This window comes from Bradyrhizobium sp. CCBAU 53351, from assembly GCF_015291745.1.
Classification (GTDB): domain Bacteria; phylum Pseudomonadota; class Alphaproteobacteria; order Rhizobiales; family Xanthobacteraceae; genus Bradyrhizobium.
This window is the reverse complement of the sequence record NZ_CP030059.1, coordinates 1783040-1797959: the sequence shown is the minus strand read 5'-3', so window position 1 is coordinate 1797959 and position 14920 is coordinate 1783040. Positions and strand designations below refer to the sequence as shown.

The window sequence follows — 14920 nt, the reverse complement described above, 5'->3', positions numbered from 1 at the left end:
AAAGGCCGGGATCGCTCCCGGCCTTTCGCATTTGGTGACGCTATTCGCCGCTTACTTGGCTTCCGCGCGCTTCGGGGGGGTCGCCGGCCACGACTTGATCAGGGTGTCGTAGTCGACCGTCTCGCCCTTCGGCTTCTCGTTGGCGAGCTTGCGCTGGGGCGCGATGGTGCCGTCCTTCTCGGCCTTCGCGAACCAGTACTCCGGCTTCTCCTTCTTGTGGAGCTTCGGACCGCAGGCGCCCTGCACGTTGGACTTCTCCAGGCGCTCCATGACGGAGTCCTGAGCCGCCGCGAGAGCATCCATCGCCTGTTGCGGCGTCTTCGCACCGGACGACGCATCGCCGATGTTCTGCCACCACAGCTGAGCGAGCTTCGGATAGTCGGGCACGTTGTTGCCGGTCGGGGTCCACTGCACGCGCGCGGGCGAGCGGTAGAACTCGATCAGGCCGCCGAGCTTGGGCGCACGCTCGGTGAACGACTTGTCCCAGATGTCGGATTCACGGATGAAGGTGAGACCGACATGGCTCTTCTTCAGGCTCACCGACTTGGAGATGATGAACTGGAGATAGAGCCAGGCCGCCTTGCGGCGGTCCGCCGGGGTCGACTTCAGCAGCGTCACGGAGCCGGCGTCCTGATAGCCGAGCTTCATGCCTTCCTTCCAGTACGCACCGTGCGGCGACGGCGCCATACGCCATTTCGGCGTACCGTCCGCGTTCATCACGGCGATGCCCGGCTTCACCATGTCGGCGGTGAAGGCGGTGTACCAGAACATCTGCTGGGCGATGTTGCCCTGGGCCGGGACGGGGCCTGCTTCGGAGAACGTCATGCCCTGCGCCTGCGGCGGCGCATACTTCTTCAGCCACTCGAGGTATTTGGTGATCGAGTAGACCGCGGCCGGACCGTTGGTGTCGCCACCACGTTCGACCGAGGAGCCGACCGGGCGGCAGCCTTCCATGCGGATGCCCCACTCGTCGACCGGCAGACCGTTCGGAATGCCCTTGTCACCGTTGCCGGCCATCGACAGCCAGGCGTCGGTGAAGCGCCATCCGAGCGAGGGGTCCTTCTTGCCATAGTCCATATGGCCGTAGACCTTGACGCCGTTGATCTCCTTGATGTCGTTGGTGAAGAACTCGGCGATGTCCTCATAGGCGGACCAGTTCACGGGCACGCCGAGCTCGTAGCCATACTTGGCCTTGAACTTGGCCTTGTAGTCGGCGTTGGTGAACCAGTCGTAGCGGAACCAATAGAGGTTCGCGAACTGCTGGTCGGGCAGCTGATAGAGCTTGCCGTCCGGACCGGTCGTGAACGACTTGCCGATGAAGTCGTTGACGTCGAGCATGGGATCGGTGACGTCCTTGCCCTCACCGGTCATGTAATCCGACAGCACGATGGTCTGGCCGTAGCGGAAATGCGTGCCGATCAGGTCGGAATCGTTGATCCAGCCGTCATAGACGTTCTTGCCGGACTGCATCTGGGTCTGCAGCTTCTCGACGACGTCACCTTCCTGGATGAGGTCGTGCTTGAGCTTGATGCCGGTGAGCTCGGAGAACGCCTTGGCCAGCGTCTGCGATTCATATTCGTGGGTCGTGATGGTCTCGGAGACGACGTTGATCTCCATGCCCTTGAAGGGTTCGGCGGCCTTGGCGAACCACTCCAGCTCCTTCTTCTGGTCTTCCTTCGACAGCGTCGAGGGCTGGAATTCCGCGATCCATTTCTGGATCACGGCGTCGTCGGCGGCGCGGACCGGCGCCGAGACGGCGAACGACACCGCGATGATCGCGGCGGCGCTGGACATGGTCAGAAAACTGCTCTTGGTCAATGGACCTTTCCTTCTCCTAAACTGTCGCATGTTGTTCCTCCGTTGCAGCGACAAACTTTTATACAGACCCGGATTGCCCCCGGGCCTGGCCGTCCCTTCGCGAGCTTCAGACCGTGCGGAATATGAGCACGGCCGTCACCAGCGAAATTCCACTTGCGAGCCACAGGCGCGAGATCTCGACGCCGTCCTCGCCGATCGGCAGCGTTGCGATCGCATCGGTGCCGAAGAAGCCGATCCAGAGAAGGTGGATAACGGCCGCCGAGATCAGCGAGATGAACAGGCGATCGCCGCGCGTGGTCGGGATGCGCAGCACACCGACGCGCTCGGCCTCGGGATAGACCGCCGCAAGCCACGTCATCACGGCGAGCGTGCAGGCGAGCGCGGCGAAGAAGATCGCCGTCGGCGGCGTCCAGGCCATCCATGCGATGGTTTCCATTGATGCCTCCCTAGACCCGACCGAGCGCGAAACCGCTCGCGATGTAATTGCGGACGAACCAGATCACGAGCGCGCCCGGGATGATGGTGAGCACGCCGGCGGCGGCCAACAGGCCCCAATCCATGCCCGACGCCGACACCGTGCGCGTCATGATCGCGGCGATCGGCTTGGCCGAGACCGAGGTCAGCGTGCGCGCGAGCAGCAGCTCGACCCAGGAGAACATGAAGCAGAAGAAGGCGGCGACGCCGATGCCGCTCGCGATCAGCGGCACCAGGATCTTGATGAAGAAGCGCGGGAAGGAATAGCCGTCCAGGAATGCCGTTTCATCGATCTCGCGCGGCACGCCGGACACGAAGCCTTCGAGGATCCACACCGCCAGCGGCACGTTGAAGATGCAGTGCGCGAGCGCAACGGCCCAGGGCGTATCGAACAGGCCGATCGCCGAATAGAGGTTGAAGAACGGCAGCGCATAGACCGCGGCCGGCGCCATGCGGTTCGACAGCAGCCAGAAGAACAGGTGCTTGTCGCCGAGGAAGCGGTAGCGCGAGAACGCATAGGCCGCCGGCAGCGCCACCGAGATCGAGATGATGGTATTGAGGACGACGTATTCCAGCGAGTTGATGTAGCCGGAATACCAGCTCTCGTCGGTGAAGATGCGCTTGTAGTGCTGCAGCGTCGGCGTGTGCGGCCACAGCGTCATCGTCGAGACGATCTCGGCGTTGGTCTTGAAGCTCATGTTGACGAGCCAGTAGATCGGCAGCAGCAGGAAGATCAGGAACAGCCCCATGATGAGGCGGCGGCCGGGAATCGAGTGCATCACGCGGCTCCTTCCTGGGGCTTCCGCTCGGCGCCCGCATTGGTCATGACGGTGTAGAAGATCCAGCAGACGATCAGGATGATCAGGTTGTAGACCAGCGACAGCGCCGCGGCCTTGCCGAGGTCGAACTGGCCGAGCGCGATCTTGACGAGCTCGATCGACACGAAGGTGGTGGAATTCCCGGGGCCGCCGCCGGTGACGACGAACGGCTCGGTGTAGATCATGAAGCTGTCCATGAAGCGCAGCAGCACCGCGATCAGCAGCACGCGGTTCATCTTCGGCAGCTGGATCGCCTTGAACACGGCCCAGCGCGAGGCGCCGTCGATCTGGGCGGCCTGGTAATAGGCTTCCGGGATCGACTTCAGGCCGGCATAGCACAGCAGCGCGACGAGGCTGGTCCAGTGCCAGACGTCCATCACGATGACGGTGACCCAGGCGTCGATGTCGTTGGAGACGTAATTGTAGTCGATGCCCGCGGCATTCAGCACATAGCCGAGCAGGCCGATGTCGGGACGGCCAAAGATCTGCCAGATCGTGCCGACAACGTTCCACGGAATCAGCAGCGGCAGCGCGAGGATGACGAGGCAGGCCGCCACCGTCCAGCCCTGGCGCGGCATCGACAAAGCGACGACGATGCCGAGCGGCACCTCGATGGCGAGGATCACCATCGAGAAGAACAGGTTACGGCCGAGCGAGGCGAGGAAGCGGCCGCCCAGATCGGTCGAGGGATCGAGCAATTCCTTGAACCAGCCGACGCCGTTCCAGAAGAACTGGTTGTTGCCGAAGGTGTCCTGCATCGAATAGTTCACCACCGTCATCAGCGGCAGCACCGCCGAGAAGGCGACGACCAGGAACACCGGCAGCACCAGGAACCAGGCTTTTTGGTTGACGGTCTTGTCCATCAGGCGGCTCCCTCCACCAGAAGGCTGTCGGCATAGACGTGGACGTGCGACGGATCGAATTTCAGTCCGGCCATGCCGTCCGGACTGGTAAAGCCCGCCGGCGCACGCGCCGCGAGCTTGGCATCGCCGAAGCGCGCGCGCGCGAAACGGATGCGGCCGAGATCGTCGAGGCGCTCGATCTTCGCCGTGAGCAGGCCCGGCGCGGGCGCGACGACCTCGACGAATTCGGGGCGGACGCCGATCTCGATCTTGGCGCCGGCAGGCAGATTGTCGTAAGCACGGTCGAGCGCGATGACGTGGCCGCCGACGATGGCCTCGCGTCCCCTCACCTCCGCCGGCAGGATGTTCATGCCGGGCGAGCCGATGAAATAGCCGACGAAGGTGTGCGCCGGCTTGTCGAACAGCTCGGCCGGGGTGCCGCTCTGCACGACGCGGCCGTCATGCATGACGACGACGGTGTCGGCGAAGGTCAGCGCCTCGGTCTGGTCGTGGGTGACGTAGATCATCGTGAGGTCGAGCTCGCGATGCAGCGCCTTCAGCTTCGAGCGGAGCTGCCATTTCAGCTCGGGATCGATCACCGTCAGCGGCTCGTCGAACAGCACCGCGGCGACGTCGTTGCGCACGAGGCCCCGGCCGAGCGAGATCTTCTGCTTGGCATCCGCCGTGAGACGCGTCGCCTTGCGGTTGAGGTAGGGTTCGAGGTCGAGCAGACGGCCGATCTCGGCGACGCGCCGGTCGATATCCGCCTGCGGCACGCCGCGGTTCTTCAGCGGGAACGCCAAATTCTGTCCGACCGTCATGGTGTCGTAGATCACCGGAAACTGGAACACCTGGGCGATGTTGCGCTTCTGGGTTGACAGCGGCGTGATGTCCTTGCCGTCGAACAGGATTTTCCCGCGCGACGGCGTGATGATGCCGGAGATGACGTTGAGCAGTGTGGTCTTGCCGCAGCCGGAGGGGCCCAGCAGCGCATAGGCGCCGCCCTGCCGCCAGGTCATGGTCACAGGCTTCAGCGCAAAGCTTTCCTGCGGCGCATCATTGCCGCCGTAGGAATGCGCGAGATCGACGAGGTCAATGCGGGCCATGGCGCACCTCCCCCTTAGGAGCCCGGCGCGGCGACCAGGCGGTCAGCCGCGTCGAACACAAAGAGGTCGTTGGGATCTAGCACGGCATCGAGCGTCTGGCCGGGCTCGAACTCGTGCACGCCGTGCAGCACCGCCACCCAGTTCGATCCGTCGCGGGTCAGATGCACGAAACTCTCCGAACCGGTGATCTCGGTCACCGTAACAGTGGCGTGGAAGGCGTGACGATCGGCCTCGCCATTGGCGAGCGCAAGCTGATGCGCTCGGAAGCCGACGCGATAGGCGCCGTCGGCAAGGCTCGAATAGAGACCGGAGGCGGGCGATGCCGTACCGCCGGCATATTGCACGGAGCCGTTCTTCTTCTCGATGCCGACCAGGTTGAGCGGCGGGTCGGAAAACACCTGGGCGACCCGCAGCGTCTGCGGCCGGCGATAGACGTTGGCGGTCTCGCCCATCTGCAGCGCCTGTCCCTCCCACATGCAGACCGTGTTGCCGCCGAGCAGCAGCGCCTCGGTCGGCTCGGTGGTGGCATAGACGAAGATCGCGCCCGAGGCCTCGAAGATCCGCGGCAGCTCGGCGCGCAGTTCCTCGCGAAGCTTGTAGTCGAGATTGGCGAGCGGCTCGTCGAGCAGCACGAGGTCGGCGCCCTTGACGAGCGCGCGCGCGATCGCGGTGCGCTGCTGCTGGCCGCCGGAAAGTTGCAGCGGGGTGCGCTTCAGGAACGGCTCGAGCCGCAGCAGCTTTGCGGCCTCCGCCACCCGCGCCTCGATCTCGTCGCGCGGCTTGCCCTGCACGCGCAGGGGCGACGCGATGTTCTCGTAAACCGTGAGCGAGGGGTAGTTGATGAACTGCTGGTAGACCATGGCGACCGAACGCTGGCGCACGTCGGCGCCGGTGACGTCCTTGCCATTCACCACCACCTTGCCACTGGACGGCTTGTCGAGGCCGGCGAGCAGCCGCATGATCGAGGTCTTGCCCGACAGCGTCGGCCCGAGCAGCACGTTCAACGTGCCGCTCTCGAGCGTCAGCGAGACGTCGCGGATGTGCTCGACACCCTCGACGGTCCGGGTCACGTGGTCGAGTGTCACGGTCATGAGCGTCCTCCCGCTTCCAGCAGGGGACTTTGCGACACCGCGTGGCTCCTGATCCAGTCGTCGAGCACGGCGATCTCGTCGGCAGATAGTCGCAGGCCAAGCTTGGAACGGCGCCAGACCACGTCCTCGGCGGTCACGGCCCATTCATGGGCGATGAGATAGCGGACCTCGCGCTCGGTGAGCGTCGCACCAAAGGACTGGCCGAGATCGGCGGCTGCCTTGGCATCCCCGAGCAGCTTGGCGGCCCTTGTGCCATAGGCGCGGGCGAGACGCCGCGCATGCTCATGGCTGAGGAAAGGATAGCCCCGCTGAAGTTCGGCGATCAGGCCGTCGATGTCGGACACGTTCATGTCGCCGCCGGGCAGCGGCCATTTGCCGGTCCAGCCCTCGCGCGCCTTCGCGCTGCGCAAGTAAGGCGCGAGCCGCTCCAGCGCCTCCTCGGCGAGGCGGCGATAGGTCGTGATCTTGCCGCCATAGATCGACAGCAGTGGCGCCCCGCCGGGCGTGTCGAGCTCGAACACGTAGTCGCGCGTCGCAGCCTTGGCCTCGCTGGCACCGTCATCATAGAGCGGTCGCACGCCCGAATAGGTCCAGACCACATCGTCCGGCGTCACCGGCTTGGCCAGATATTCGCTCGCCGCCGTGCAGAGATACTGGATCTCCTCGGGCGTCGCCTTCACCTTGGCGGGATCGCCGTCATAGTCGCGGTCCGTGGTGCCGATCAGCGTGAAATCATCTTGATACGGGATCACGAAGATGATGCGCCCGTCGGCATTCTGGAACATGTAGGCACGGTCGTGGTCGTAGAGCTTTCGGACCACGATGTGCGAGCCCTGCACCAGCCGCACCTTGGCCTTGGCGTTGACGCCCGCGCCGCGGCCGAGCACGTCCTCGACCCAGGGGCCGCCAGCATTGACCAGCGCCTTCGCCTGGATCTGCGAGCGCTCGCCGGTCAGCGTGTTGACCATGCCTACGGTCCAGAGGCCATCGGCCTGGCGGATCTCGGTGGCGCGGGTGCGGGTACGGATCTCGGCGCCCTTGTCGGCGGCATCGCGTGCGTTGAGCACGACGAGGCGGGCATCGTCGACGAAGCAATCCGAATATTCGAAGGCGCGGGTGTAGCGGTTCGGGATCAGCGGCTTGCCGACCTCGTCACGCCCGAGATCAACCGAGCGGGTCGCGGGCAGCAGATGCCGGCCGCCAATGTGATCATAGAGGAAGAGGCCGAGGCGCAGCAGCCAGGCCGGGCGTAAGCCAGCGTGATGCGGCAAAACGAAACGCAAGGGGCGGATGATGTGGGGCGCGATGCCCCAGAGGATCTCGCGCTCGATCAGCGCCTCGCGGACCAGGCGAAACTCGTAATATTCGAGATAGCGCAGGCCGCCATGCACCAGCTTGGTCGACCAGGACGACGTCCCGCTCGCCAGATCGTTCATTTCGCACAGGAAGACAGTGTTACCGCGACCCACCGCGTCCCGCGCGATGCCGCAGCCATTAACACCGCCTCCGATGATGGCGAGGTCGAAGATACGCTCCAACAGACGCTTCCCCTGACGGCCGCCCGTTCCTTCGGTCGGCTACTTTCGTTTTTGATTAGATCACACCGAAAAACGAAAGCAAGATGAAAGAGAGGCGAAAAGAAGCGAAAGCGGAACTTTTTCCACGTCCATAAGCCGAAGAAATCGGCCGAAGAACGGGCAAATTTGGCGGCAGACTGCCCAAGAGACGGCCAAGCCATACCCCGAACGCCACCGTCCGCCTTGAATGTAGCAACATAACTACATATTCTGGGCTGGAGACATTGCTACGGCGAAGGACGCACTGACGATGGTGACGACTCTGACCAGCCGAGAATTCAACCAGGATACCGGCGGAGCCAAGAAGGCTGCCTGGCAGGGCCCGGTCTTCATTACGGATCGCGGCCGCCCGGCCCATGTCCTGCTAACCATCGAAGACTATCTGCGCCTGAGCGGCGGGCATATGAGCCTCGCCGAAGCTCTGGCTCAGGGGAACGCGGACTTCGATTTCGATCCGCCTCGCATCGAGGGCGGCATCTCCAGGCCCGCCGATCTCGACTGATGTTTCTGCTGGACACCAATGTCATTTCCGAACTGAGGCGGCCGGACAAGGCTGATCGCAACGTTCTCGCCTGGGCCAATGCAGTGCCCGCGGCACATTTCTTCATGTCCGCCATCTCGATTCTTGAAATTGAACTCGGGGCGCGACTGATCGAGCGGAAAGACGCAGTTCAAGGTGCTATCCTGCGAGCCTGGATCGACGATTACGTCCTGGCCCGCTTCGAAGAGCGGATTCTGGCCATCGATACGGCGGTCGCGCAGTGCTGCGCGCAACTTCACGTTCCCAATCCTTGGGCTGAACGCGATGCCCTGATTGCAGCGACCGCGCTTGTTCACGGCTTGACCGTCGTGACGCGCAATGTCGCGGATTTCGAACCCACTGGCGTGGCGCTGCACAATCCGTGGGGCGACGCCTAGTCTTATCGCAGACGCACCACCGGCGCGGCCTCCGGTGCGGCATCCTGGCTATCTGCCGGCGCATCGTCGATATCCGCGCCCTTCGGCATCGCCGCCATCACCTCGATGCCCTTGCTGTGGCAGATGGTGGCGAGGCGCTCGGGAAGCTCCTGGTCGGTGACGAAGGTCTGGATCTGCGTGATGTGGGCGATGCGCACCGGCGCGCTGCGACGCAGCTTGGTGGAATCGGCGACCAGCATGACGCTGCGGGCGTTGGCGATGATGGCCTGTGCGACCTGCACCTCGCGATAGTCGAAGTCGAGCAGCGCGCCCTCCTCGTCGATCGCGGATGCGCCGATGATGGCGTAGTCGACCTTGAACTGGCCGATCAGCTGCGTCGCGGTCGAGCCGACCACGGCGCCGTCGGCGCGCCGCACCGTGCCGCCGGCAACCACGACCTCGATGCGGGGGTGGCGGTAGAGCAGCATCGCGACGTTGAGATTGTTGGTGATGACGAGGAGATCCTCATGCGAGGTGAGCGCGCTCGCGACCTCCTCCGTCGTGGTGCCGATATTGATGAAGAGCGAGCACCCGTTCGGGATCAGGGATGCGGCGGCAGCTCCGATCGCCTTCTTCTCGTCGGCGGCGACGAAGCGGCGCGCCTCATAGGCGAGGTTCTCGACGCCGGAGGCGATGATGGCGCCGCCATGGATGCGGGTCAGCGAGCGCCGCTCGCAGAGGTCGTTGAGATCTTTTCGGATGGTCTGCGCCGAGACCTCGAAGCGGCGCGCGAGCTCCTCGACCATGACGCGGCCCGAGGCGCGCGCGATGTTGAGGATTTCGGCTTGGCGATGGGTCAGTCCGGTCACGGCAAGGGCCTCAAATCAGGAAGCGGCATGGTGCGGCGGTTCGCAGCGGCGGTCAATGCGCGCCTCGATCACGGTTAACGGATGAGGTGGGCTCACCATGCCATCGCGGCGGCAAGGCGCACGAGCAGGTCCGGATCGTCGAACGCGCTCGCAGAGGCAATTGCGCCGGCACCGACAAGGTCGGCGTGGCTGAGGCTGGTCCGGATTCCGATCGTCGGAATGCCGGCGGCGGCGGCCGATTGCACGCCGGAGCGGGAATCCTCGAACGCAACCGAAGCCGCCGCACTGGCTCCGACGAAGCGCAACCCCTCCTGATAGGGCAGCGGATGCGGCTTGCCGTGCGGCAGCTCGTCGCCGATCACGATCGCCTTGAACCGCGCGGTGATGCCGAGGCCCGACAGCAGCAGCTCGGCGTTGAGACGCGGCGCATTGGTCACGGCAACCATGGGAACGCCGGCCGCGTCTGCGCGGTCGAGCAATGCCATCAGCCCCGGCAACGGTTCGATCTGCCCTGCCACGAGGTCACGGAAGATCGCTTCCTTCTCGGCGAGGATCGCGGCGCGCCGCTCCGGCGTTTCGTCGGGCAGAAAGCGGTCGCCGATCGATACGTTGGCGAAGCCTTGCAGCTCCCTGGAGAAGCGCGCGTGGTCGAACACATGGCCGCGGGGCCCGAGCACCTGGTTGAAGGCCTCGAGATGCAGCGGGTCGGTGTTGGCGAGCGTGCCGTCGATGTCGAACAACAATGCCCTGCCGATTGCTTCGATCATTTCCCTACTTTCCCAAAACCGCGGCGCATCAATGCGAAAGGCGTATCAATACGGGCTCGAGCGCGCAATGGCGCATCCACATGACGACAATGCAGCACTCGACAAAGTCGCGCGCGACTGCAACACTCCTTGCAAGATCAAAAAGGAGGAAACGATGATCAACCGACGCGACCTTGCTCTTTCGACTCTTGCCGTCTCCGCGCTTGCGCTCACCGCACCGGCGCTCGCCGCCTCGGCAGACGAAGAGGCGGTGGCGAAGAAGGTCGAGGCCTTCCGTCTCGCCCAGATCGCGGCTGACCCGAAGGCGCTCGGCGCGCTGTGCTGGGACGATCTCAGCTACAGCCATTCCAGCGGCAAGGTCGAGGACAAGGCGACGTTCATTGCCAACGCCACCGACGGCAAATCCAAATTCCTGTCGATCGAGTACAAGGATCCGACCATCAAGGTCGTCGGCCCCGCCGCGATCGTGCGCTTCCACTGGCTGGGCGAGCAGGAGATGGCGGCCGACGGAAAGAAGGTATCCACCAATCTTCACATCCTGATGAACTGGCAGAAGCAAGGCGACGAGTGGAAGCTGCTGTCGCGAGCTGCAACGAAGTTGTGATGACGCTCTTGCCCCTCTCCCCTTGTGGGAGAGGGCGGCTCGCCGCGACATCGGCGAGACGGGTGAGAGGTTGCCTCAGCGAGTTAGTCTCTTAGGTTTTGAATTCACCGATAGACCCCCTCATCTGGCGCTTCGCGCCACCTTCTCCCGCAGGGGGAAGGCAGTATCAAGGGCGGCAAAAAATTCCGCCCACATTTCGCGGGCCGATCGACCGGCGGGCGCTTACGCCGCTTCCTTCACATCTCCGTTCACCAGCTTGCGCGCGGCGCGCTCGGCTTCACGCGCGTTGCGGAAAAGCTGGCCTTCGAGACGGTTGAATCGGTGGGACGAGGCGAAGAAGCAGTAGCCTCCGGAAGAACGAACGACGATACCTGCGGTCTGCGAATCGACTTCGATGATGTAGCTGTCCGGCATAGTCCGTGGATTCCTCAGTGCGGGCAAATAACGGTGCTCCTGCCCAAAGGTTCCCAGGGCATTTGAGGCCGTTTCCACCTCGAATCGACACGCAATTGAGTACGCCGTGACCTCATCCGTTTTATGACTGGTTCTTGACTGGTTCTTGGCGAAGCCGCGACGCAGGAACACGTGATCGGTCATCATTCACGAAGCGGACGATGCAATATCAATGAGGCACGTCGTTACGTCGCGATGGTTGCGTCGGCCGGACGAACCGCCTGCGGGCGACCGTGTTCGTCGATCGAGACGTAGGTGAAGTTGCCGTCGGTGACGAGGAAAGGATGCTCCTCCCCGCGACGCAGCGCCCACGCTTCCAGATGCACGGTGAGCGAGGTGCGGCCCACGCGCACGATGTTGGCGTAGACCGACACGAGATCGCCGACATAGACGGCTTTGCGAAAGTTCATCGCCTCGATCGCGACCGTCACGGTCCGCGATTTCGCGACCTTTGACGCAAACACGCCGCCGCCGACATCCATCTGGCTCAGCAGCCAGCCGCCGAAGATGTCGCCATTGGCGTTGGTGTCGGCAGGCATCGCCAGCGTGCGGATACAGAGATCGCCGCCTGGCCCGGTGCCTGAGCTGTCAGGGGCGTGGATTTGCGTATCGGTCATATGGCTGGTCTCCCGCGGCTCTCAGCTCTCGATACAAAGCCGCGGCGCCTTGCGCAACATCGACACGAGACAAGCTTGCGCTATCCAATTGGCCACGGCGCCCCAACGAGGCCGCCGGCATCGTTCAGTCTGCGTTGCCACTCCGCATCGTCAGCCCGCGGCGCGCGTCCGGTCACCGCCGTCACCAGCCGTTCCAGCCTGCTCCAAATCCGGAGACGGTCGCAGGGATAGTTGGCCCATCCATTGATGACACAATAGCGGATGGTGTGGTCATGGTGATGACGCCAATGATGCTCGGGTGAGCAGACCAGATGCAGCCGTTGCGCGATGCGCAGGAGCGGCGGGCGGTGTGACCAGTGCGCGAGATTGTGAAAGCTCATGCCAAACAGCATGCAGATCGCGATCACGAACCAGACGATCATCAGCGCATAAGTGAACGTGGAAACCGGAAACGACGCCGTGACGGCGGCCGCAATTCCGACCACTACGGCGCTCGGTGCCGCACCGAGCGATGCCTGGTCGAGGAAGTCGTAGAACAGGACGTGGCCGGGATGGGTGTGATGCTCGCGCGTGATCGCGATGCCGCGGCCGAGCATCCCCTCGTCGAGCCAGGTGTCGACCACCCAATGCACCAGCCCGGAAAACAGGTCAGCGAGGAAATACCCGGCCAGGAGCGCCGCGATCAGCCACGGCCAACGCAATCCCGCCGCGGGATAAGTCCCGACGAGATAGCCTGCGCAACACAGGATCACCACGACGTCGGCCCCGCAGCACAGCCGCGTGATGATGATCTCGCGCGGGGTCGCGTGCTTGAAGAACGGGATCGTCGGCATCGGCGATGCTCCCTGGGCTCTACCACCCATGATAGCATCTTTTGCCGACGGCTCCCTATCGCAAACCGTCCCAGCCCGCATCCGGCGCAAAACGTCCGCCGAACCTCTCGGCGAGCCCGCGCAAGGTGGACACGACATTCTCCACGCCGCGCGTGCGCGCATAGTTCAGCGGACCGCCGCGGAACGGTGCATAATCGGTGCCGAAGATCATGGCGCCGTCGACAGCATCGGCATCAGCGACGATGCCTTCGCGAAGCGCCGCAACGCAGACGTTGGACATTGGCAGCACCAGGCGGTCGATCATCTGGTCGGTGACGCGCGGACCGGTCTCGGGGAGCGGCGCCTTCTCTGCCTTGCCGTCCTTCCAGGTGTAGAAGCCCTTGCCGGTCTTGCGGCCGAGCTCGCCCCTGGCGACCTTGTCGCGCAGCCAGGCGGGCGTCGGCGGCAGCAGGTCGCCGAACTTCGTCCGCAGCATGTCCCCGACGTCGAGGCAGATGTCGAGCCCGACCTGGTCGGCGAGCTCGATCGGCCCCATCGGCATGCCGAACTGCTCGGCTGCGGCGTCGATCAGGCGCTGGTCGATCTTCTCGTCCAGCATCACCATGGCTTCCAGCATGTAGGGCGTCAGCGCGCGGTTGACGAGGAAGCCGGGCGAGCTCTTCACAGACAATGGCAGACGGTCGATCGCACCGACGAAAGCAAGTGCGTCCTTCAGCGTCTGCGCGTCGTTGCCGTCGTGGCTGACGACCTCGACCAATTGCAGCCGCGATACCGGATTGAAGAAATGCAGGCCGACCAGGCGCTCCGGCCGCGCGAGCGTAGTGCGCAAATCTTGCAGCGGAATGCTCGACGTGTTGGTCGCAAGGATCGCGCCCGGCTTCATGCGCGGCTCGATCCCGGCATAGACCTTCTGCTTGAGCTCGAGCTTTTCCGGGACCGCCTCGATGATGAGATCGGCGTTGCGCACCCCCTCCCCGTCCATGTCGGGGATGAGGCGATCGAGCGCGTCGCGCACCTCGGCCGGCTTGCGGATGATCTTGCCGTAGAGCTCGGCGGCGCGCTTCACCGCGCCCGCGATCGGCTCGGCCTTCATGTCGGCGAGCGAGACGCGAAAGCCCTGCCCGGCTATCCAAGCCGCGATATCGCCGCCCATGGCGCCCGCGCCGATGACGTGGACATGCTTGATCGAGTTGCCGGAGCCTGCCGCCTTCTTCATCTGCTCGCGCAGGAAGAAGACGCGGATCAGATTCTGCGCGGTCGGCGTCACCATCAGCTTGGCGAAGGACGCCTGCTCCGCCTTCAGCATCGCGGCCTTGCCGCCGCCATGGGTTTCCCAGAGGTCGATCAGCGCATAGGGTGCGGGATAGTGCTCGCGAGACGCGGCCTTCGCCGCCTCCGAGCGCATGCGCTTTGCGAGCAGCCCGCGGACCGGGCCGAAGTTCGTCGCGTGAGTCAGGAAGCCAGCGCGCGCCCGCTTCATCCGGCCGAACAGCGCATCCTTCACCGCGCCCCGGACATGGCGCTCCTGCGTGACGGTATCGACGAGGCCGATCGCCTTGGCCCGTCGCGCATCGATGGTGCGGCCGGTCAGCATCAAGGCCATCGACTGGGTCGGGTTGACCAGCGCGGTAAGCCGCGCGGTGCCGCCGAGACCGGGATGCAGGCCGAGCATCACCTCCGGGAAGCCGAAGCGCGCGCCGTCGACGGCGACGCGCGACTGGCAGGCCAGCGCAACCTCGAGCCCGCCGCCGAGACAGAAGCCGTGGATGACCGCGACCGTCGGCAATTTGAGCGCTTCGAGATGATCGACCACCGCATGCGCGGCCCGGATACGGGTCTCCACCACCTCCGGGTCGGACGCGCCGCGGAATTCGTTGACGTCGGCGCCCGCGATGAAGCCGGACGGCTTTGCGGAGCGGATCACGAGGCCGGCCGGACGCTCGGTCTCGATCGCCGCGAGCGCGGCGTCGAACTCCTCCATCACGTCGGACGAGAGCGTATTGGCGCTGGCATCGGCGCGGTCGAACAGCAGCCAGGCGACGCCGTCTTCATCGCGGGTGAGCTTGAAATGCTTGTACGGACTGTCCGGCGCGGGCTTGGGCCCCAGTTCCAGGACGCGGTCGCCGAGCGCGGTCATGATCTTGGAATCCATGG

At 64.5% G+C, this 14920-nt stretch carries 16 protein-coding genes; 3 read left to right on the top strand and 13 right to left on the bottom strand.

The window, feature by feature from the left end:
• Window positions 1–51: 51 nt before the first annotated feature.
• The 7 genes from XH83_RS08460 to glpD form a co-directional block, all read right to left on the bottom strand.
• Window positions 52–1794 carry an ABC transporter substrate-binding protein gene (locus XH83_RS08460; protein ID WP_194408201.1) on the bottom strand — a complete coding sequence of 581 codons (1743 nt, stop codon included), beginning with the start codon at window positions 1792–1794 and terminating at the stop codon, window positions 52–54.
• A 130-nt stretch (window positions 1795–1924) separates the two neighbouring features.
• The gene (locus XH83_RS08455) at window positions 1925–2254 is read right to left on the bottom strand and encodes a DUF2160 domain-containing protein (protein WP_194406558.1); all 330 of its coding nucleotides are present in this window, start codon (window positions 2252–2254) and stop codon (window positions 1925–1927) included.
• 10 nt (window positions 2255–2264) lie between these two features.
• The gene (locus tag XH83_RS08450; RefSeq protein WP_194406557.1) at window positions 2265–3071 is read right to left on the bottom strand and encodes a carbohydrate ABC transporter permease; all 807 of its coding nucleotides are present in this window, start codon (window positions 3069–3071) and stop codon (window positions 2265–2267) included.
• Window positions 3071–3973, bottom strand: a complete 903-nt coding sequence (locus XH83_RS08445) for a carbohydrate ABC transporter permease (protein ID WP_194406556.1) — start codon at window positions 3971–3973, stop codon at window positions 3071–3073. The genes XH83_RS08450 and XH83_RS08445 overlap by 1 nt, the downstream gene beginning before the upstream one ends.
• Window positions 3973–5058 carry an ABC transporter ATP-binding protein gene (locus tag XH83_RS08440; RefSeq protein WP_194406555.1) on the bottom strand — a complete coding sequence of 362 codons (1086 nt, stop codon included), beginning with the start codon at window positions 5056–5058 and terminating at the stop codon, window positions 3973–3975. The genes XH83_RS08445 and XH83_RS08440 overlap by 1 nt, the downstream gene beginning before the upstream one ends.
• 14 nt (window positions 5059–5072) lie before the next feature.
• A complete protein-coding gene (locus tag XH83_RS08435) occupies window positions 5073–6149 on the bottom strand; it encodes an ABC transporter ATP-binding protein (protein ID WP_194406554.1) in 1077 nt (358 codons plus the stop codon).
• On the bottom strand, window positions 6146–7687 hold the full coding sequence (gene glpD, locus XH83_RS08430; RefSeq protein ID WP_194406553.1) for a glycerol-3-phosphate dehydrogenase: 1542 nt from the start codon (window positions 7685–7687) through the stop codon (window positions 6146–6148). Before glpD ends, XH83_RS08435 begins: the two co-directional genes overlap by 4 nt.
• A 289-nt stretch (window positions 7688–7976) precedes the next feature.
• Here glpD and XH83_RS08425 point away from each other — a divergent pair, with 289 nt between their 5' ends.
• Both XH83_RS08425 and XH83_RS08420 read left to right on the top strand, forming a co-directional pair.
• Window positions 7977–8228, top strand: coding sequence for a type II toxin-antitoxin system prevent-host-death family antitoxin (locus XH83_RS08425; RefSeq protein ID WP_194406552.1), 252 nt, complete (start codon window positions 7977–7979; stop codon window positions 8226–8228).
• Window positions 8228–8644, top strand: a complete 417-nt coding sequence (locus XH83_RS08420; RefSeq protein ID WP_194406551.1) for a type II toxin-antitoxin system VapC family toxin — start codon at window positions 8228–8230, stop codon at window positions 8642–8644. The genes XH83_RS08425 and XH83_RS08420 overlap by 1 nt, the downstream gene beginning before the upstream one ends.
• A 2-nt stretch (window positions 8645–8646) precedes the next feature.
• On the opposite strand, the gene XH83_RS08415 is transcribed toward XH83_RS08420, so the two are convergent.
• Window positions 8647–9492 carry a DeoR/GlpR family DNA-binding transcription regulator gene (locus XH83_RS08415; RefSeq protein ID WP_194406550.1) on the bottom strand — a complete coding sequence of 282 codons (846 nt, stop codon included), beginning with the start codon at window positions 9490–9492 and terminating at the stop codon, window positions 8647–8649.
• A gap of 92 nt (window positions 9493–9584) precedes the next feature.
• Window positions 9585–10259: an HAD family phosphatase gene (locus XH83_RS08410; protein ID WP_194406549.1), complete on the bottom strand. Its 675-nt coding sequence runs from the start codon at window positions 10257–10259 to the stop codon at window positions 9585–9587.
• 154 nt (window positions 10260–10413) lie between these two features.
• Between XH83_RS08410 and XH83_RS08405 the strand changes: the two genes are divergently transcribed.
• Window positions 10414–10863: a nuclear transport factor 2 family protein gene (locus XH83_RS08405; RefSeq protein ID WP_246776440.1), complete on the top strand. Its 450-nt coding sequence runs from the start codon at window positions 10414–10416 to the stop codon at window positions 10861–10863.
• Between the two features lie 222 nt (window positions 10864–11085).
• On the opposite strand, the gene XH83_RS08400 is transcribed toward XH83_RS08405, so the two are convergent.
• The 4 genes from XH83_RS08400 to XH83_RS08385 all read right to left on the bottom strand — a co-directional run bounded on the left by XH83_RS08400 (window position 11086) and on the right by XH83_RS08385 (window position 14918).
• A complete protein-coding gene (locus XH83_RS08400) occupies window positions 11086–11277 on the bottom strand; it encodes a hypothetical protein (RefSeq protein WP_018645288.1) in 192 nt (63 codons plus the stop codon).
• A 224-nt stretch (window positions 11278–11501) separates the two neighbouring features.
• Window positions 11502–11933, bottom strand: a complete 432-nt coding sequence (locus XH83_RS08395) for an acyl-CoA thioesterase (protein ID WP_194406547.1) — start codon at window positions 11931–11933, stop codon at window positions 11502–11504.
• 80 nt (window positions 11934–12013) lie between these two features.
• Window positions 12014–12766: a fatty acid desaturase CarF family protein gene (locus tag XH83_RS08390; protein WP_194406546.1), complete on the bottom strand. Its 753-nt coding sequence runs from the start codon at window positions 12764–12766 to the stop codon at window positions 12014–12016.
• 55 nt (window positions 12767–12821) lie between these two features.
• Window positions 12822–14918, bottom strand: a complete 2097-nt coding sequence (locus tag XH83_RS08385; protein ID WP_194406545.1) for a 3-hydroxyacyl-CoA dehydrogenase NAD-binding domain-containing protein — start codon at window positions 14916–14918, stop codon at window positions 12822–12824.
• Window positions 14919–14920: the final 2 nt, after the last annotated feature.